The organism is Helcobacillus massiliensis, from assembly GCF_014191425.1.
Taxonomy (GTDB): Bacteria; Actinomycetota; Actinomycetes; order Actinomycetales; family Dermabacteraceae; genus Helcobacillus; species Helcobacillus massiliensis.
Map to the genome: position 1 here is coordinate 338,070 of NZ_JACHWP010000001.1, position 18,031 is coordinate 356,100.

Annotated in this window: 19 protein-coding genes, 3 tRNA genes and 1 riboswitch; of the genes, 14 read left to right on the top strand and 8 right to left on the bottom strand. The window is 69.0% G+C overall.

Going from position 1 to position 18,031, the window contains the following annotated elements; all coding sequences use genetic code 11:
• Positions 1-34: 34 nt before the first annotated feature.
• From clpS to rdgB, 6 genes are all read left to right on the top strand, one after another.
• Complete coding sequence (gene clpS / locus FHX50_RS01530; RefSeq protein WP_183373795.1) at positions 35-373, top strand: ATP-dependent Clp protease adapter ClpS; 339 nt, start codon at positions 35-37, stop codon at positions 371-373.
• Positions 374-376: 3 nt separating this feature from the next.
• On the top strand, positions 377-1,033 hold the full coding sequence (locus FHX50_RS01535) for a DUF2017 family protein (protein WP_183373797.1): 657 nt from the start codon (positions 377-379) through the stop codon (positions 1,031-1,033).
• Between the two features lie 129 nt (positions 1,034-1,162).
• Entirely contained in the window at positions 1,163-1,996 is an 834-nt protein-coding gene (murI, locus tag FHX50_RS01540) for a glutamate racemase (protein ID WP_183373800.1), read from the top strand.
• On the top strand, positions 1,993-2,769 hold the full coding sequence (locus tag FHX50_RS01545; protein ID WP_183373802.1) for an MBL fold metallo-hydrolase: 777 nt from the start codon (positions 1,993-1,995) through the stop codon (positions 2,767-2,769). The genes murI and FHX50_RS01545 overlap by 4 nt, the downstream gene beginning before the upstream one ends.
• A 66-nt stretch (positions 2,770-2,835) precedes the next feature.
• On the top strand, positions 2,836-3,603 hold the full coding sequence (rph, locus tag FHX50_RS01550) for a ribonuclease PH (RefSeq protein ID WP_183375240.1): 768 nt from the start codon (positions 2,836-2,838) through the stop codon (positions 3,601-3,603).
• Positions 3,604-3,617: 14 nt separating this feature from the next.
• Positions 3,618-4,244, top strand: a complete 627-nt coding sequence (gene rdgB / locus FHX50_RS01555) for an RdgB/HAM1 family non-canonical purine NTP pyrophosphatase (protein ID WP_183373804.1) — start codon at positions 3,618-3,620, stop codon at positions 4,242-4,244.
• A gap of 15 nt (positions 4,245-4,259) precedes the next feature.
• Here the strand turns inward: rdgB and FHX50_RS01560 are convergent, their stop codons facing one another.
• Positions 4,260-4,799, bottom strand: a complete 540-nt coding sequence (locus FHX50_RS01560; protein ID WP_183373806.1) for a DUF4916 domain-containing protein — start codon at positions 4,797-4,799, stop codon at positions 4,260-4,262.
• Between the two features lie 81 nt (positions 4,800-4,880).
• Positions 4,881-4,965: transfer RNA gene (locus tag FHX50_RS01565), tRNA-Leu, on the bottom strand.
• 220 nt (positions 4,966-5,185) lie between these two features.
• On the opposite strand from FHX50_RS01565, the gene FHX50_RS01570 reads away from it, so the two are divergent.
• Both FHX50_RS01570 and FHX50_RS01575 read left to right on the top strand, forming a co-directional pair.
• Complete coding sequence (locus tag FHX50_RS01570; RefSeq protein ID WP_239376307.1) at positions 5,186-5,554, top strand: DUF3618 domain-containing protein; 369 nt, start codon at positions 5,186-5,188, stop codon at positions 5,552-5,554.
• Positions 5,555-5,659: 105 nt separating this feature from the next.
• Positions 5,660-6,415: an SDR family oxidoreductase gene (locus FHX50_RS01575; protein ID WP_183373808.1), complete on the top strand. Its 756-nt coding sequence runs from the start codon at positions 5,660-5,662 to the stop codon at positions 6,413-6,415.
• A gap of 40 nt (positions 6,416-6,455) precedes the next feature.
• Here FHX50_RS01575 and FHX50_RS01580 read toward each other — a convergent pair whose 3' ends face one another.
• From FHX50_RS01580 to FHX50_RS01590, 3 genes are all read right to left on the bottom strand, one after another.
• A complete protein-coding gene (locus FHX50_RS01580) occupies positions 6,456-6,596 on the bottom strand; it encodes a YchJ family protein (protein ID WP_183373810.1) in 141 nt (46 codons plus the stop codon).
• Positions 6,597-6,657: 61 nt separating this feature from the next.
• The gene (locus FHX50_RS01585; RefSeq protein WP_183373811.1) at positions 6,658-7,326 is read right to left on the bottom strand and encodes a hypothetical protein; all 669 of its coding nucleotides are present in this window, start codon (positions 7,324-7,326) and stop codon (positions 6,658-6,660) included.
• A 122-nt stretch (positions 7,327-7,448) separates the two neighbouring features.
• Complete coding sequence (locus tag FHX50_RS01590) at positions 7,449-7,970, bottom strand: ferritin (RefSeq protein ID WP_183373813.1); 522 nt, start codon at positions 7,968-7,970, stop codon at positions 7,449-7,451.
• Positions 7,971-8,247: 277 nt separating this feature from the next.
• Here FHX50_RS01590 and FHX50_RS01595 point away from each other — a divergent pair, with 277 nt between their 5' ends.
• A complete protein-coding gene (locus FHX50_RS01595; RefSeq protein WP_183373815.1) occupies positions 8,248-9,396 on the top strand; it encodes a calcium:cation antiporter in 1,149 nt (382 codons plus the stop codon).
• Between the two features lie 68 nt (positions 9,397-9,464).
• On the opposite strand, the gene FHX50_RS01600 is transcribed toward FHX50_RS01595, so the two are convergent.
• Both FHX50_RS01600 and FHX50_RS01605 read right to left on the bottom strand, forming a co-directional pair.
• Positions 9,465-9,538: transfer RNA gene (locus FHX50_RS01600), tRNA-Lys, on the bottom strand.
• A 236-nt stretch (positions 9,539-9,774) separates the two neighbouring features.
• Positions 9,775-10,869, bottom strand: a complete 1,095-nt coding sequence (locus FHX50_RS01605; RefSeq protein ID WP_183373817.1) for a YeiH family protein — start codon at positions 10,867-10,869, stop codon at positions 9,775-9,777.
• 71 nt (positions 10,870-10,940) lie between these two features.
• On the opposite strand from FHX50_RS01605, the gene FHX50_RS01610 reads away from it, so the two are divergent.
• The 3 genes from FHX50_RS01610 to FHX50_RS01620 all read left to right on the top strand — a co-directional run bounded on the left by FHX50_RS01610 (position 10,941) and on the right by FHX50_RS01620 (position 15,058).
• Positions 10,941-11,852, top strand: a complete 912-nt coding sequence (locus FHX50_RS01610) for a LysR family transcriptional regulator (protein ID WP_183373819.1) — start codon at positions 10,941-10,943, stop codon at positions 11,850-11,852.
• A 130-nt stretch (positions 11,853-11,982) separates the two neighbouring features.
• Entirely contained in the window at positions 11,983-14,160 is a 2,178-nt protein-coding gene (locus tag FHX50_RS01615) for a glucose PTS transporter subunit IIA (RefSeq protein ID WP_183373821.1), read from the top strand.
• A gap of 43 nt (positions 14,161-14,203) precedes the next feature.
• Entirely contained in the window at positions 14,204-15,058 is an 855-nt protein-coding gene (locus FHX50_RS01620; RefSeq protein ID WP_183373828.1) for a PRD domain-containing protein, read from the top strand.
• 132 nt (positions 15,059-15,190) lie between these two features.
• Here FHX50_RS01620 and FHX50_RS01625 read toward each other — a convergent pair.
• Positions 15,191-15,264, bottom strand: a tRNA-Lys gene (locus FHX50_RS01625).
• Between the two features lie 328 nt (positions 15,265-15,592).
• Here FHX50_RS01625 and FHX50_RS01630 point away from each other — a divergent pair.
• Positions 15,593-16,816 carry an IS110 family RNA-guided transposase gene (locus FHX50_RS01630; RefSeq protein ID WP_183375244.1) on the top strand — a complete coding sequence of 408 codons (1,224 nt, stop codon included), beginning with the start codon at positions 15,593-15,595 and terminating at the stop codon, positions 16,814-16,816.
• Between the two features lie 114 nt (positions 16,817-16,930).
• Positions 16,931-17,827 (top strand): NAD-dependent epimerase/dehydratase family protein, encoded by an 897-nt coding sequence (locus tag FHX50_RS01635; RefSeq protein ID WP_183373830.1) that lies wholly within the window; start codon positions 16,931-16,933, stop codon positions 17,825-17,827.
• A 28-nt stretch (positions 17,828-17,855) separates the two neighbouring features.
• Positions 17,856-18,002: riboswitch (FMN riboswitch) on the top strand.
• The last annotated feature ends 29 nt before the right edge of the window (positions 18,003-18,031 follow it).

Genomic DNA, 18,031 nt, shown 5'->3' on the forward strand with positions numbered 1-18,031 from the left:
TCAGACCGCCGCCGGCGGGAGGGGAGGAGCACCCATGGTCGAGGCGAGCCCGGAGCGCCGACGAACGGCCCCGGCCCTCAGCGATGCCGATCGCGGACTCGAGCAGGAGCGCGACACCGCCGCGATCGCCGTCCAGGACCGCCTCTGGAACACCGTGGTGTGGAACGACCCCATCAACCTGCAGTCCTACGTGGTGCACGTGCTGCGCACCCACTTCGGCTACGACCGGCAGAAGGCGGAGCGGCTGATGCTGCAGGTCCACCACGAAGGCCGCGCCATCGTCTCCACCGACCCCCGTGAAAGCGCGGAGGGGCACGTGCAGGCGATGCACGCGTTCGGCCTCAACGCGACCCTCGAACAGCAGGAGGGCTGAGCGATGGCGCATTCGTTCGTGCCGCGGCTGGACGGCCGCTACATGTGCCGCCTCGATCAGGACGAGCGCAACGTGTTCGCGCAGGTGTCCACGGAGGTGGTGCAGCTGATCCGCTGGGATCTGCGGATGGACGCCGACGACGACTCCCAGGCCGCGCGTCCCGGACTCGCCTCCGATGACCCGCTCGCGCGCCTGGAGGCGGAGCACGCCGCCGACCAGCAGGTGTCGGCCCCGCGCGACGGCGCCGTCAGGCGCCTGTTCCCGTCGGCCTTCCCCGACGATGACCGCGCTGCCGACGAGTTCCGGCGCTTCAGCCAGACCTCCCTCGCGGAGGGGATGATCGAGACCCTCAACACGGTCATAGCAGCGCTCGGGGCCCATGAGCTCAGCCCCGATGAGGAGCTCGTCCTGGACGCCGAGCAGGCCGACCACTTCGTGCGCGCCATCACCACGATCCGCCTCGTCCTCGCCGACCGGATGGGGCTGAAGAACGACGGCGACTTCGAAGCGCTGCAGCTGCTGCGCTCCAACCAGATCGACGTCACCGAGAAGGAGGACGAGGACGGCGTGGCCAGCCTGGACTTCCTCGCCTCCCTGTACGAGTTCCTCTCCTGGCTGCAGGAATCGCTCGTGCGGGCGATGTCCGCCGGCCTGCGCTGAGCGGCCGGTCGCTGGTGGACCGCGGCCGACGGGTGCCGACTGAGACCCGCGCCGCGGCCCTAGTGTGAGAAGAGGCGCACAGTGACGGGCGCACCGGACTTCGGTGATGACAGTGGCTAGGTTGGTCGTATGAACAGTGCACCGATCGGCATCTTCGACAGCGGGGTCGGCGGGCTGACGGTCGCCCGTTCGATCATCGACCAGCTTCCCAATGAGGAACTGCTGTACATCGGCGACACCGCCCACACCCCCTACGGCGACAAGCCGCTCGCCACGGTCCGCCAGCTCTCCCTGGACGTGATGGACGAACTGGTGGACCACGGGGTGAAGATGCTCGTGATCGCCTGCAACACAGCCACCGCAGCCGTGCTCGCCGACGCACGCGAACGCTACGACGTCCCCGTCATCGAAGTCATCAAACCGGCTGTGCGCCGCGCCGTTGCCACCACACGGAACAACAAGGTGGGCGTGATCGGCACCCGCGCCACCGTGAAGTCCCGCGCCTACGAGGACGCCTTCGCCGCCGCCGTGGACGTGGAGGTCACCTCCGCCGCCTGCCCCCGGTTCGTGCAGTTCGTGGAGTCCGGCACCACCACCGGCCCGGAGGTCATCGCCGCCGCCGAGGAGTACCTGGCGCCGATCAAAGCGGCGGGCGTGGACACCGTGGTGCTCGGATGTACCCACTACCCGCATCTCGCGGGGGCCGTCAGCGTCGTGATGGGTCCCGAGGTGACGCTGGTGTCCAGTTCGGAGGAGACCGCCCTGGAGGTGTACCGCGAGCTGCGCGCCGGCGACCTGCTGCGCGAGGACGCGAAGCCGCCGCTGCACACGTTCGCTGAGACCGCGCCGCGCGTGGGCCGCACCTCGCAGTTCGCGCAGCTGTCGCAGCGGTTCCTCGGCCCCGCGATCTCCCGCACCGCGACCATTCCCATGATCGACTCGAAAGAGGGGCTCGACCAGTGAAGCTCACCGTTCTCGGCTGCTCGGGCAGCTTCCCGAGCGCCGATTCCCCCGCCTCCTCCTACCTCGTGCAGCACGTCGACGATGAGGGCCGCACCTGGAGGATCCTCCTGGACGCCGGCAACGGCTCCTTCTCCACCCTGCAGCGCGTCGTCGACCCGTGCGACCTCGACGCCGTTGTGATCTCCCATCTGCACGCCGACCACTTCCTCGACGTAGCGGCGCTCGAAGTGTTCCGCGCCTACCACCCGGAGCGGGACCTGCCGGTGATCCCGGTGTACGCCCCCGAGGACGCTGCGGCGCGGCTCAACGCCGCCACCGGCAACACCTGCACCACCCCGCCGGGGGCGTCCGGGCCCGCACTCAAGCACGAGGTCCTCGCCGATCAGCGCACCTTCGAGGTGGGGCCGGTGCGGTTCACAGCTCGGGAGGTGCGGCACCCGGGACCCGCGTTCGGCTTCCGCATCGAAGCGGGCGGCCGCACCCTCACCTACTCCGGTGACACCGACTCCTGCGACAGCCTCGTGGACCTCGCCCGGGACGCTGACCTGTTCCTCTGCGAAGCGGGGTACATCGAGGGGCGCGACGACCACATCGAGGGCCTGCACCTGTCGGGCCGCCGCGCCGGTGTCGCCGCTCAGGAGGCGGGCGCCCAGCATCTGCTGCTGACCCACATTCCGGCGTGGACGGACCCGCAGATCCCGATGCGGGAAGCCTCCGAGGTGTTCGAGGGGCCGATCTCGCGCGCTGAACTGCTCGCCACCGTCAGCGTCTGACATCCTGGTGCGGTGACGGCGCCGCAGGAGCGGGCCGCAACCGATCCGATCCGCGAGGAGAACCTGATGAACGCTGAGCCCACGACCGCTGACCGCACCGCCGCTGACGCTCCCCGTGTGGACGGACGCGGCCCCGGTGACCTGCGGGAGGTCCGCATCACCCGCGGCTGGCTGGATCACGCCGAGGGCAGCTGTCTGATCGAGTTCGGCCGCACCCGCGTGCTGTGCGCCGCGTCCTTCACCGAAGGGGTGCCGCGGTGGAAGAAGGGCTCCGGGTCCGGCTGGGTCACCGCCGAGTACGCGATGCTGCCGCGCGCTACGAACTCCCGCTCCATGCGGGAGAGCGTGAAGGGCAGGATCGGGGGACGAACCCACGAGATCTCCCGCCTCATCGGCCGCTCCCTGCGCGCCGTTGTGGATCTGGAGGCGCTGGGGGAGAACACCATTCAGATCGACTGCGATGTGCTGCAGGCCGACGGCGGTACCCGAACCGCTGCCATCACCGGCGCGTATGTGGCCCTCGTGGATGCGATCCAGTGGGGCAAGCGGCACACGTCGGTCCCGGCCGCCGCGACCGTGCTGAAGGACTCGGTGGCGGCAGTGTCCGTCGGTATCGTGGACGGTCGCCCGCTGCTGGACCTGGAGTACCGCGAGGACGTCGCCGCGGACACCGACATGAACGTGGTGATGACCGGCGCCGGCGGGTTCGTGGAGGTGCAGGGCACCGCCGAGGGCGAGCCCTTCAGCCACGAGGAGCTGACCGCTCTGCTGGGCCTCGCCAGTGACGGCTGCCGCGACCTGATCCAGAAGCAGCTCGCCGCGTTCCAGAACTGAAAGGGCCCTCGCTGATGACTGAGCCGCGGATCGTCCTGTCCACCCACAACGCCAAGAAGCTCACGGAGCTGCGGTCCGTGCTGGCGGAGGCGATGCCCGGTTTCGACCCGGCGCTGGTGACCTCCGCGAGCGAGTTGAGCCTGGCCGATGTGGTGGAGGACGGCGTCACGTTCGAGCAGAACGCCCTGATCAAGGCGCGGTTCGCCGCGGAGAGGACGGGCCTGATCGCGATCGCGGACGACTCCGGCATCGCGGTGGATGTCCTCGGCGGCGCGCCGGGCATCTTCTCCGCCCGGTGGTCGGGCCGCCACGGCGACGACCAGGCCAACAATGATCTCCTGCTCGCGCAGCTCGCCGATGTTCCGGACGAGCATCGCGGGGCTCGCTTCGTGTGCGCGGCGGCGATGGCGCATCCGTCGGCCGACGGGATCGCCACCCACGTGGAGCGAGGCGAGATGGCGGGTGTGATGCTGCGAGCCCCGCAGGGCAATGGCGGTTTCGGCTACGACCCGCTGTTCCGGCCCGACGGGTGCGCGGTCTCCTCGGCGCAGCTGAGTGCGCAGGAGAAGAACGCGATCTCGCACCGCGGTCGAGCGTTCCGGGCGCTCGCGCCGCACGTGGTGGCGCTGCTGGGGGCGTGAGCCGCGGCTGACCCCTCAGGCGAGGCCGGCGTTTGCGAGGGCGCGCTGCACGAGGATGCGGTGGCCCTTCTCGAGGTCCTCCAGAACACGGCCCTCGCGCAGTTCGGCGACGCTGAACCAGGACAGTTCGAGCGCGTCCTCCTGCGGTTCGCATTCGCCTTCCACCGGCACCACGTACACCATGGACACGGCGTGCTGGCGCGGGTCGTGGAAGAGGACATCGGGTCCGTCGGTGGGGAAGTACTCCGCGACCGTCATCGGGGTGATGGACGTGGGGATCTTCGGGAAGCTCATCGAGCCGAGGTCCTTCTCCACGTGCCGCATGATGGCGTCGCGCAGGGTTTCGCGCACGAGGACGCGGCCGGAGACGATGGAGCGGACGATGTGGCCGCCGCCGTCGGCTCGCAGCAGCAGTCCGACTTCGGTGATGGCGCCGCTGGCGTCCTGGCGCACGGGGATGATGTCCACGTAGAGGATCGGCAGGCGGCTGCGCAGATACTCGAGCTCGTCGCGGTCGAACCAGGCGGATTCGGTGCCAACAGCGGTGCGTGTCATGCGGGGTCCTCGTTCGGGAAGTGGGCGGGGTCTCAATCCCTGCCAACTCTACCCGCCGCCTCTGGGGCGGCCGCAGATCGGTGGTGCGCGAGAGGGGACTTGAACCCCTACGTCCTCAGACACTGGAACCTAAATCCAGCGCGTCTACCAATTCCGCCACTCGCGCGCGGCCCACAGCCTAACCCGGGCCGCGTCCGGCGCGGGTCTCAGGTGTCGACGGTGCAGGGCTCGGCTCGTCAGGGTGCCGGGTCCGGCTCGCCAGAGCGCGAGTCGCGGCTCGTCACGGGGCGGGTCGCAGGTGGCTGCGTCGCGGCCAAGGTTCTGCCAGGGTGCCGCGCGGTACCCTGGAGGGTGAATGAGCCCAGATCCGACGATGGAGAGTGAACGTGGCTGACAAGAACAAGGAGTCCCTCGCGGACATGCGCGCTGACGCATACCGTCGCCAGAACAACCTCGCGGGTGATGTCGCCGAGCTGCTGGACCGAGTGAACCCGAAGAACGTCCTTGAGCGCACGAAGAACGAGGCTGTTGATAAGGGCCGTGCGTTCTTCCTCGACTCCAATGGCAAGCCGAAGCCCGGCCCCGCAGCCGGTGTCGGCGGCGCCACCCTCGCCGGCATCGCCGTCGTCGTCGGCGCAGCGCTCCTCACCGTGAAGTCCAAGCAGGACGATGAGCGCAACGAGGAGCTCCGCCAGGCGAAGGAGCGCGTGAAGCGCCTCAAGCAGCGCCCCGTCAACAAGCGCGTCGTCGTCTGACCAGCGCCATGAGGTCCACCGCGTTCGCCACCGGCGGCGCGGTGGATCGCCGTGTCTGAGAACCGGCGAGTCCCGTCCCCTCCAGAGAACCGAACAGGAATGATGATGAACGATCAGCAGAACCTCACCGCCGTGATCACCGGGTCCTCCCGCGGCGTCGGCGCCGACACCGCCAAGCTCCTCGCCGGCCAGGGCTTCAACGTGGTGGTGAACTACCGGGAGAAGGCGCCGCGCGCGAACAAGGTCGTGCAGCAGATCGAAGAAGCGGGCGGTCGGGCGATCGCCGTCGGCGCCGATCTGACCAAGCCTGAGGACGTGAAGACGCTGATGCAGTCCGCCGTGGATGAGTTCGGCTCCCTGGACCTGCTGGTGCTCAACGCCTCCGGCGGTATGGAGAAGAACCTCGGTGAGGACTACGCGCTGCGCCTGAACCGCGACGCCCAGGTCGGTGCCCTGACGACTGCGCTGCCGCTGATGCAGCCGGGCTCCCGCGTGGTGTTCGTGACGAGCCACCAGGCCCACTTCATCAACGATGTGGAGACCATGGCCGAGTACCACGAGGTGGCGAAGTCCAAGCGCGCCGGTGAGGATGCGCTGACGGCGATGGTGCCGGAGATGAAGGACCAGGGCGTCAGCTTCGTGGTCGTCTCCGGGGACATGATCGAAGGCACGGTGACCGCGACTCTGCTGAACCGCGCCCAGCCGGGTGCTCTGGAGTCCCGCCGTGAAGCCGCCGGCCGCCTCTACAGCGTCGCCGAATTCGCTGAAGAGATCGTCGCCATGGCGACCGCGGACGTCGAGACCGGACACGTGGAGCTCGTGGGCGGTGCGGAGGACTTCCTTGCACAGGTGAAGAAGTAACCGGACTCAGCGCTCGCGGCGCGGGGCGGCCGACGGGGTCTCAGTCGAGGATCTCGCCGGTGGTGTAGAGCCACGCCCCGCCGTCGCGGACGAACTGCGAACGCTCATGCAGTTCCACGCGGCCACCCGAGCCGCGCCGGGCCCAGTGGTCGACGGCGCCGCGATGACCGGGCCGCAGCATTCACTCCAGGGCGCACGGCTGCTGCACGGGCAGGGCTCTGACGCGGCGGGATCGGCGGCGATCACAGCGCCTGCCCGCTGACGCGTTCGAGGACGCTGCGGCAGTCGTCGCTGAACGTGACGGACAGGGCGCCGCCGTCCTCCAGGGTGGACAGCTGCTCGATGCGTTCGCCGCGCTGCCAGAAGATGTGCGGGGACAGGCGGTCCTCACGCTCGGCCCCGCTGAACTCGTGAGCGGCGAAGCGCAGCAGGGCCCGGATCGCGGGCAGCACTGACGCGTCCCGAATCGGAGAATAGGCGAACAGTCGGAAGTGCGGCGCAGCGAAGAGGTAGCCGTCGTCCGTGGGGCGGAACCCGTCGGCCTGCTCGATGAGATCGGCCCCCACCAGCAGCTTGGACGCCGTCAGGGCGGTCTCCCCGGTGACGGCGGTGAAGGAGCAGGTGGCGTCGCCGTGGCGGTCGATGTCGATGAGGTCCATGGCGGCGAGGTTGTCGATGCCGATGGCGAACAGTTCGTCCCAGCCGCCGAAGCGCTCCACGGAGGACTGGGTGAGGGGGATGATGCCGTCGGGCAGGTCCAGCACGAGGATGGCGACGAGGTCCGCGGTCATCAGACGGAAGGGAACCGAGCGCATCTGCGCGAACTGGTCCTTGGTGATGACGCGGACGAACGTGTGGTGGGCGACGTCCGTGCGGTGAGCGCGCGAGAGGTCGAGGATCGGCTGGGTCATGGCCACAACAGTAGCGCGCCCGCTGAGTCTGCACGGACTCGCGGGCGCGCTGCTGTTCAGTGCTGGTCATGGGGGCCGACGGGGCCCGGTGACCAGCGCGTGCTCAGCACCTCAAGGGGTGCTCAGGCCTCGTTCTCGGTGCCGTCGGAGGTGCGCTGGCCGAGCTCCTGGTCGATGCGGAGCAGACCCGAGCCGTCCGTGCCGACGAGTTCGAGCTGACCGACGATCTCACCGACGGTTGCCTCCTCTTCGAGCTGCTCGTCGATGAACCAGTTGAGCAGGGGGCGGGCGTCGAGGTCGCCAGCCTTCTCGGTCTCGCGGTACAGCTCGCGGATCGCTTCGGACACCTTCTGCTCATGCGCGAGGGCGGCCTGGAAGATCTCCAGGGCCGTCATCGTCCTCTCTGTGAGCTCGGGCGCGGGAATACTCTCGATCTGCGCGTGGCCCTCACGATCAACCACATGGTCGATGAACTTGTTGGCGTGGACGATCTCCTCATCCGCCTGGGCGCGCAGCCACTGGCCCATGCCGGAGAGGTCCTGGCGGTCGGCCTCGATGGCGAGCTGACGGTAGGTCATGCTGGCTTCGAATTCGAGGGTGATCTGGTCGTTGAACTTCTTCTCAAGGTCCTTCGTGATCTTCATGTGATCATCGTACGGCTCGAGTTTGTGACAGTCCTCAACACGTGCTCAGAGCCAGCTGAGGCCGGCCGGCCCGCCTCGCTGGGCTCCTCTCGGCCGAGCACCCTGGGCTCCTCGGCCCGGTCCGCACGGGGCCGCTCGGCCTGGCTGGCCGCGTCGCCCGCGACGCATCCGGGCGGGGCCTGCCCAGGGGATAGGATCGCCGGCGTGACCGATGCGGCGGGGACGGCCCCGCCTGTGCCGCACCGAGCGGGGACGGCCCCGCAGAACCAGGCTTCGAATGCCCAGCACTGCCCGCACTGTCCTGACCCCTGCTGCGATCGCGCGACTGCTGATCGGGTGGGGATCCGTCGGCGCCCTCGCTGCGCTCACCCCGGCCCTGACCGCCACCCCCGCCACGCCGGTCCTCGCAGTGGCGCTCGCCGTGATCGTCGGGATCATCCTGGTCTGCTCCTTCGGAGTGGTGGCTGAAGCCGAAGCGCTCGCAGACCTGCTCGGCGACCCATACGGCACCCTGGTGCTCACCCTGTCGATCGCGCTGATCGAGGTCACGCTGATCTCCTCGGTCATGCTCGGCCCCGGCGACCATCAGACGATCGCCCGTGACTCCGTGGTCGCGGTCTCGATGATCATCCTCAATCTGGTGATCGGCCTGTCGCTGGTGGTGGGGGCCCGGCGGCACGGCCCGATGCTGCCGAATCGTCGCGGGGTGGCGCAGTACCTGATGCTGACGCTCCTGTTCTCGGCGATCGCGTTCGTTCTGCCGCACCCGCTCGGCACGGACGGTGCCTTGTCGGCCCGGATCGGGGTCCTTGTGGCAGTGCTCGTGACCGGGGTGTACGCGGTGTTCCTCGTTCGTCAGATGGGGCGCGGGAAGCGGGACTTCCAGGAGGCGGCGGCAGGCGCGCCGCACCCAGCCGATGCAGCGCCGGGGAGTTCGTCAGCCGCAGTGGGGGAGGGGCCGACGGGTGCCGCCCGCGTCCTGGTTCTGCGCACTCTGCTGCTGATCGCGCTGGCGCTGCCGATCGTGCTGATCTCCCAGTCGATGGCGGCGCTGCTCGACATCGCCGTGACACGGGCGCAGGCGCCCGTGGCGCTGTCGGGCCTGCTGATCGCGGCGATCGTGTTCCTGCCGGAGACGATCACGTCGGTCCGGGCCGGTGCGGCGGGGGAGATCCAGCGGGTGTCGAACCTGTGCCATGGGGCGCTGGTGTCCACCGTGGGGCTGACGATCCCGTCGGTCCTGATCATCGGTGCGCTGACGGGTCAGCGGGTGGTGCTCGCGGCATCGTGGCCGGAGATCGCGATCATGGCGATCACGCTGGTCCTCACCGCAGCCGGATTCCTCCGCGGACGGATCGGAGCCGGCTTTGGGTGGGGGCACCTCGGCCTGTTCGCCGTGTATGCGGCCGTGGTGCTGGTGGGCTGAGCGTGGAGACCTGACGGGGGCATGCAGAAGGCCCCGCCGGTGATCCGACGGGGCCTTCCCATGCAGTGTGCGCCATCAGGGATTCGAACCCCGGACCCACTGATTAAGAGTCAGTTGCTCTAACCAACTGAGCTAATGGCGCTTCGCTGCTCACAGCAGGTGACCGCTGAGGCAACAGGTCATCGCCGAAGCGACGGAGACCACCCTATCGCCCTCGCGGCCCCGGCGCCACTCGGAACCGGGGCCACAGGCAGGTAGGTCGAACATCACACCCGGCGGCTTCGTCGGCGATGAGGTGACAAGTGACGGCGAAGCAGACGCTGGGCGGCACTGACCAGATCACCGCGTGTGATGCTCGAGATCATGGGGCGGCGGCGCTCAGGCGAGCAGTGCCGCGCCGAGGCCGCCCACCACCGTCACCGCGACAGTGGAGCCGAGGGCGAGGATCACCGGGCGCAGGCCCAGGCGGCGGAACATGCTGAGCTTGACGCCGGCGCCGAGGCCGAACATCGCGGCACCCAGCAGCAGGGTCTGCACGAGGCTCGCCGCATCCAGCAGGCCCTGCGGCATCGGCAGGATCGACCGCAGGATCACAGCCACGATGAACAGGGCCACGAACATCGGCATCACCGGCGGCATGGTGGTCGCGGACGCGTCGGCCCCGCGCTGGCGCAGGCGGCGGCGCTCCACGATCGCAATGCCGGCCATCACCGGGGCGAGCACGAGCACACGCGCCAGCTTCACGATCACGGCCGCTCCGAGGGCGGCACCGCCGAGGGCGCCGCCGATGGCGACGACCTGCGCCACCTCGTGCACGGAGGCGCCGGCCCACATCGCGGTCTGGTCGGTGGTGAAGCCGATCGCGGAGGCCATCAGCGGCAGCAGCGGGATCATGATCGTGCCGAACACGACCACCAGCGCCACGGCGGAGACCACTTCCTCCTCCTTCTTGTCCTGGATGACGCCGTCGGCGCCCGCCACAGCAGCAGCGCCGCAGATGGAGAAGCCGCAGCCGATCAGAAGGGAATGCGGACGGCTGAGCCCCAGCATGGATCCCATGGCGAGAGAGGAGGCGAGGCCGATGACGACCACCGCCACCACGAGGAGCAGAACGCCCCACCCGAGGGCGAGGATGTCGCCGATGGCCAGCTGCAGGCCGAGCACCACGATGCCGGCTCGCAGCAGGTGCTTCGCACTGAACGCGATCCCGGGTTCGACCAGGTCGGGCACGCGGATCGTGTTGCGCATCAGCATGCCGAGGACGATGGCGATCATCAGTGCGCTGATCGGGCCCGTCACGGTCGAGATCGCGAACGCGAGAGCGATGCCGGCGGCGCACAGGGCAATGCCCGGGATGAGCCCGCCGATGCCGCGGCGCGGGCCCGGATCCGGTGCCGGTGCGGTGGCCGGCGCCTGGGTGGCGGCGGGGGCTGGAGCGGTCAGGGTCTGGGGGGTCGATGCGTGTCGGGACATGGGGACAAGTCTTCGCCGCTCGCGTCGCTTCCGGTAGGCATGCTCCCCGCACGGGGGCATATCATCGGCGTATGCTTCCGGATCTGCCCGACCTGCGCACCGCCCAGCTCCTCGCCGCCGTGCGCGAACTCGGCTCCATCGGGGCCGCTGCCCGCCATGTCGGCATCGCCCAGCCCAACGCGTCGCGCACCATCAGCGCCCTGGAGAGCTCCCTCGGCGCGCAGCTGCTCACGCGCCATCCCCGCGGCGCTCGCCTCACCCCAGCGGGAGAGCGCGCCGCCGAGACCGCCCGCCGGCTCCTCGACGCCGCCCGCGACCACGCCCGCACCCTCGAGGACATCGCCGCCGCCCCCACCGGCAGCCTCGCCATCGCCGCCTCCAACACCGTGGCTGACCACATGATCCCGCGCTGGCTCGCCGCATTCCGGCCCGCCCATCCCGGCATCACCGTGTCCGTCGTGGTCCGCAACTCCAGCCGGGTGTTCGACGACGTCCAGCGCGGCAGCGCCGACCTCGGCTTCGTGGAGACCCCGTCGGTCCACCCGCGCCTGTCCACTGAGGACATCACCCGCGACCGCCTCGCCATCGTGGTGCCGCCCAGCCACCCATGGGCGCAGCGCACCGAGATCACCCGTGAGGACATCCTCGCCGAAGGCCTCGTCACCCGCGAGGACGGCTCCGGCACCAAACTCACCCTCCAGCAGGCATTGGGGGAGGAGGCCGTGCTGCAGTCCATCGTGGAACTCGGCTCCAACGCGGCCGTCCGCTCCGCCGTCCTCGCCGGCGGCGGCCCCGCTGTCCTGTCCGAACTGGTGGTGCTCGAGGACCTGCAGCGCGGCACCCTCGTGGAAGTCGAGGCCGATTTCATCAGCGGCGACGAACTGGACCGCACCATCCGCGCCGTCTGGCGCGGCAGCAGCCCGTCGGCCCCCGCCCAGGCGTTCCTGCGCTCGGTGACCAACGTCCCTGCGCCGGGCATCTGAGCCCCTGCTATAGTCAGCGCAGGATTGTTACTCCTCCGAGGCAAGACCTGAGACAGCACCACTGTGCCCGTCTCGGGTCTTTTCGCATTTAACGCGGTGCCTCGCCACACTTCGGAAGGAAGGGACATCGATGTCCACGAAGCAGACGCGCTCACCAGCAGCGCAGATCGTCGAGGGCGTGGGCGGCCCCGACAACATCATCAGCCTCACCCACTGCGCCACCCGCCTGCGGTTTCAGCTGAAGGACGCAGCCCAGGCTGACGCGTCCGTGCTCGACACGGTCCCCGGCGTGATGGGCACCGTCCCGCAGGCAGGCGACCGGTACCAGGTGGTGATCGGCGGCGCCGTCGGCGGCATGTACAACGACATCATCAGTCTGCCCGAGACCCGCTTCCTCGGCGACTCCTCCTCCGCGCGTCCCAAGACCGATGCCGAAGTGAAGGCCGAGGCCCGCGCCGGCGGCCCGCGCGGCCGCTTCGGCTGGCTCGACAGCTTCTTCGAGTACCTCTCGGACTCCTTCCGCCCCCTGCTGGGCGTGCTGCTCGGCGCTTCCCTCATCATCGCGTTCACCGCGGTGCTCGACGCCTTCGGCGTTGTCGACTTCCGCGCCGATGACAAGTCAGCCACCTGGGTGTTCGTCGATGCGATGTGGCGCAGCGTGTTCTACTTCCTGCCCGTGATGGTGGCGTACAACGCCGCCCGCAAGCTCAACATCGACCCGTGGGTGGGCGCCGCCGTCATGGCCGCCGTCATGACCCCCGAATACATCCTCCTGAAGAACACCGAACGGTTCGCCGACACGATCTGCACCACCAACGCCACGCTCGGCACCGAGTCCTGCGTGGCGAACATCGCCGGGATCCCGCTGCAGCTGCAGGACTACGGCGGCCAGGTCTTCGTGCCGCTGATGATGGTGCCTCTGCTGTTCCTGGTGTACCGCCTGTTCCAGAGGATCATCCCGAGCTCCGTGCACATGGTGTTCGTGCCGTTCTTCAGCTTCATCATCATGATCCCGGTGACCGCGTTCCTCATCGGCCCGCTCGGCATCTGGCTCGGCTCCGGCCTCGGCACCGGTCTGGCATGGCTCAACGGCAACGCCCCGATCGTGTTCGCCATCCTCATCCCGCTGCTGTACCCGTTCCTGGTGCCGCTGGGCCTGCACTGGCCGCTGAACGCGCTCATGCTGCAGAACATCAACACCCTCGGCTACGACTTCATCCAGGGCCCCATGGGCGCATGGAACTTCGCCTGCTTCGGCGCCACCGCCGGCGTCCTCATCCTCTCCATCCGTCACCGCGACGGCGTGATGCGGCAGACCTCCACGGGTGCGCTCGCGGCCGGTCTGTTCGGCGGCATCTCCGAGCCGTCCCTGTACGGCATCCACCTGCGGTTCAAGCGGATCTACCCGCGCATGCTCGTGGGCTGCCTTGTGGGCGGCCTGATCGTGGGCCTGTTCGGCGGCGTCAACGCCTCCACCTTCGTGTTCACCTCGCTGCTGACCATCCCGGTGTTCTCGCCCGCGCTCGTGTACATCATCGCGATCGCCGCGGCGTTCTTCACCGCCATGCTGCTGATCGTGTTCACCGACTACATGACGCCGGAGCAGCGCGCTGCGGCGATCGCTGAGCGCGACGCCGCTGAAGCCGCAGAGCGCGGCGATGTCCCGACGGCGGATGAGCGTGAGCTCGTCGGTGCCGGCGCGCCCCTCCCAGCCGGTGCCGCCGGCGCTGGTGCGGCCGCTGCGGCCGGCTCCCACGCCGCCGGTTCGGAACCTTCGGCGGAGGGCTCCGTCGGCGCCCAGACTGCCGGTGGTTCTGCTGCCAGCGGACGGGCCGACGGGCCCACGGAGACGATCGGCGCCCCGCTCGACGGCGCGGTCCTGTCCCTGGATGACGTGGATGACGCCGTGTTCTCCTCGCGCGCCCTCGGTGAGGGCGTCGGCATCGAACCCGATGCGCACGCCGGGTCCGTGCAGGTGACCGCGCCCGTCGGCGGTGAGCTGATGACAGTGGCCTCCACCGGTCACGCCTACGGCATCCGCACCGCCGACGGCGTCGAGGTGCTCGTCCACATCGGCATCGACACCGTGCAGATGGGCGGTGACGGCTTCGACGTCCGCGTGGCGCAGGGCGAGTCCGTGCACGCCGGGGATGTGCTCGCCGTGGTGGACTTCGACGCGGTCCGCCGCGCCGGCCACCCCGCCACCACCCTGATGACCGTCACCAACACCGCGTCGCTCGGTTCGGTGGAGCCCGTTGTCGGTTCGACCGCCCGCGCCGGTGACGCGGTGATCCGCGTGGCGAAGTAAGGTGTCGGGAGTCTGACACATCCATGAAGAGCGGGAAGGTGCGATGAAGGTTCTGCGCGTGCTGAACAACAACATCGTGCTCTCCCGCGATCCGTCCGGGAGCGCCGTGATCCTCACCGGCTCGGGGCTCGGCTTCCGGGCCCGCCCCGGCGATGCGGTCGACCCCGCGAAGATCTCCCAGACGTTCGTGCCGGCCGACGGACGTGACCCCGACCATCTCGCGCAGCTGCTCGCCGAGCTGCATCCCGGCATCGCCCGCGCCGTCCTGAACGCCCTACGGCAGGTCGATGAGAAGCTCGCCCAGTCCGTCACCCTCGTGGTCGCGATCGCGGACCACATCGCGGGCGCCGCCGCTCGCCGCGCCTCCGGTGACGACGAGCCGGCCTACCCGCTGGAGCCGGAGGTGCGGGCCCTCTACCCGCAGGAGCTCGACCGGGCTCGGACGATCCTCCGCCTGATCAACGACCAGGTCGAGCAGCCGCTGGAGGACTCGGAAGCGACCGCGATCGCGCTGCACCTGGTGAACGCGAGCTTCGCGCATCAGGGGGACCTCGCCTTCACCTACCGGATGACGGGCGTGATCCAGCAGATGCTCGCCGTGATCGAAAGCCGCTTCGGTGTGGAGCTGGAGCAGTCCACGGTGAACACAGCCCGCTTCATCACGCATGTGCGGTACCTGTTCGCCCGCATCCAGCAGGGCAAACAGCTGGAGGAGGTGTCCTCCGTGATCGGTCAGTCGATCCGCGACGCCTATCCCGAGGCGGTGCGCGTGGCGGAGCAGCTCGCGTCGATCGTCAGCCTCCGCTTCGGCGAGAGCCTGACAGCGGACGAGGTGTCGTATCTGGCGCTGCACGTCGCCCGCATCACCACATCCGCCGAGGCAGTGCAGCGCGCCTGACCGGGGGCGGTTCTTCGGGGTCGACGGGGGCCCCGCGCTTTTCGTCGTCGCAGCGACCGTACGAATGCGAGTGGGCGGGGCGGGTATGCAGAAGGCCCCGCCGGTGATCCGACGGGGCCTTCCCATGCAGTGTGCGCCATCAGGGATTCGAACCCCGGACCCACTGATTAAGAGTCAGTTGCTCTAACCAACTGAGCTAATGGCGCCTGTCCCGCTGTGCGGTACTCGAAAGACAGTACACGCCCTGATGGTCCATGGGGAAGCCGAGCGGGTGTTCGTGAGACGCATCGAACATCGCGGCACCCGTCGGCCCGTTACCTTGTGAGCACCCCGATGGACGGGGTCTGGTCGCTCGGCCGGGTATGGCTTTGTTGCCCTGCCATTGATGGTCCGGGGGGTGTTGCCGCCCGGTCGAGAGACACGCGTTGACCGCTGATAGGGACACGGCCCAGCTCTGTCTGAGGTCTCTTCGTAACGTGGGTGCCGGCATCGGGTGTCGAGACTGCGGCCAGCAGTGATGAGGAGGACAGCGTCATGAACACAGGGTTCGCGGTCGTGATCGGCCTGGACGTCGGGAAGACAGCTCACCACGCGTGCGCACTCGACCCGGAGGGGAACAAGCTGTTCGACAAGCCCCTCCCGCAGGACGAGACCAAACTTCGCGAGCTGTTCACCCAGCTGCAGAACCACGGCGAAGTTCTGCTGGTCGTCGATCAGCCGAACACCATCGGAGCGTTGCCGATCGCGGTGGCCCGGGATACCGGCTGCACAGTCGCCTACCTTCCCGGATTGGCGATGCGGAAGGCCGCGGATCTGTATCCGGGCAGGTCAAAGACTGATGCGCGGGATGCTTTCATCATCGCCGACACGGCCCGCACCATGCCTCACACCCTCCGGCAGGTCGATCGTGACAGCGAGGTCCTCTCCGCGCTGAAGGTTCTGGCCGGGTTCGATGAGGACCTCGCTCACGAGACCACAAGGGCGCTGAACCGGATCCGGTCCCTGCTCACCCAGATCCACCCCGCGCTCGAGCGCGTCTTCGCAGGCGGGAAGCTTTCCACTGGGCTCGTGCTGGACCTGCTGGAGAAGTTTGGCGGACCCACCGGCCTCCGAAGTGCCGGCCGAGGGAAGGTGCTGCGGTTCGCCCGCGCGCATTCACGCCGCGACCCCGAGACGCTGGTCGAGCAGATCTTCACAGCCCTTAGCGAGCAGACCGTCATCGTGCCCGCCACCGCAGCGGTTGAGCTGGTGATCCCCCGAGTCGCTGGCCAGGTTAAAGAGCTGAAAGAACAGCGCGCGACCGTGGCCCACGAAGTGGAGGGCATGCTGGAGGACTTCCCTCTCGCCTCGGTCTTGATGAGCATGCCGGGGATCGGCATCAAGACCGCCGCCCAGATCCTCCTCGCGATCGGTGATGGCTCCGCGTTTGAGTCCGCCAGCCACCTCGCGGCCTATGCCGGGATCGCGCCGGTCACCCGCAGATCAGGCACCTCGATCCGCGGAGAGTTCCCCGCCCGGTCAGGGAACAAACGCCTGAAGAACGCCCTGTTCTACTCCGCCTGGGTCGCCTCCAACCACGACCCCATCTCCAAGGCCTACTACGATCGCAAACGCGCCGAAGGCAAACGGCACAACGCCGCCGTGATCTGCCTAGCCCGCCGCCGCTGCAACGTCATCTACGCCATGCTCCGCGACGGCACCTACTACCAGCCACCGACAACCGCCCCTACCCCCGAGCCGACCGCTCTCGCGGCTTGACTCGAAACATAGGGACACCCCCCGTCCGGGACGGATGGGCCCCAGGTGCAGGTGACCGGCTCGCATAGACTGGTCTCCACCCCCCGCTCACCACGACGAACCGAGGAGACTCCTGTGAGGATCGCAGTCACCGGCGCCACCGGCGTGCTCGGCCAGGAAGCAGTCGAAGCTCTGGTTGCGGAGGGCCACGAGGTCACCGGTGTGACCCGCCGGGAGCGCGGCATTCCCGTCATCGAAGGACGCGGCGCCCGCCCCGTCGTCGCCGACGTCTTCAGCGCGTCCGACCTCGCCCGCGCATTCCGCGGGCACGACGTCGTCATCAACACTCTCGCGAAGATCCCCGTCGGCATGACCGCGCTGCGACCCCTCGCGTGGCGTGAGGACGACCGTCTCCATCAGGAGGCGTCCGTGGCGATCGCTCAGGCCGCCGCTGATGCCGGCTGCTCGAAGCTGATCCAGGAGTCCTCCCTGTTCATGTACCCCGACAACGGCGATGACTGGATCGGTGAGGACCAGGCGCTGAACGTCCGCAGCTCCGCGTTCAGAGCCCGCGTCACCGAGATGCGCGCCGCGGTCGACTTCGCCAACCGAGGCCGCTCCGCGGTGATCCTGCGGCTCGGCCAGCTGTACGGTCGCGACCCCGCCACCACGGACACCCTGCGCAAGGTGCGCGATGGGGCCCCGGTGCTGCTGGGGAAGCCGTCGGACTACATCACCCTGCTGCACCACCAGGACGCCGGCCGCGCCTTCACCGCGGCCCTGAAGGCCCGCTCCGGGTTCTACAACGTGGGCGGGGAGCCGATCCGCCGTGAGCGCTGGGCGAAGGACCTCGGCCGCGAAGCGAAGGCGGACAAACCCGCCCGGTTCTTCAACGACATCGCGCAGCTCGCGCTCAGCCCCCGCCTCGAGGTGCAGCGGCGCTCCCTGCGGGTGTCGTCCCTGCGGTTCTTCAACGAGACCGGCTGGACGCCCACGATCGGGCCGTCCACCCTCGGCTGGTCGCGCATGTGATCCGGACTGCGCTCGGTTACACTGGACGCACTTGTTCCGGGAATCGGTGGAATTCCGAACTGGCGGTGACAGCCCGCTAACCGGCTCCACGGCCCGCACCCGCGGGACCGCTGAGCTGGCCTGACCGGTGGAATTCCGGTGCCGACAGTCACAGTCTGGATGGGAGGAACACAACTGGCGCGCGCCCTCATGGCGAGCGCCCGT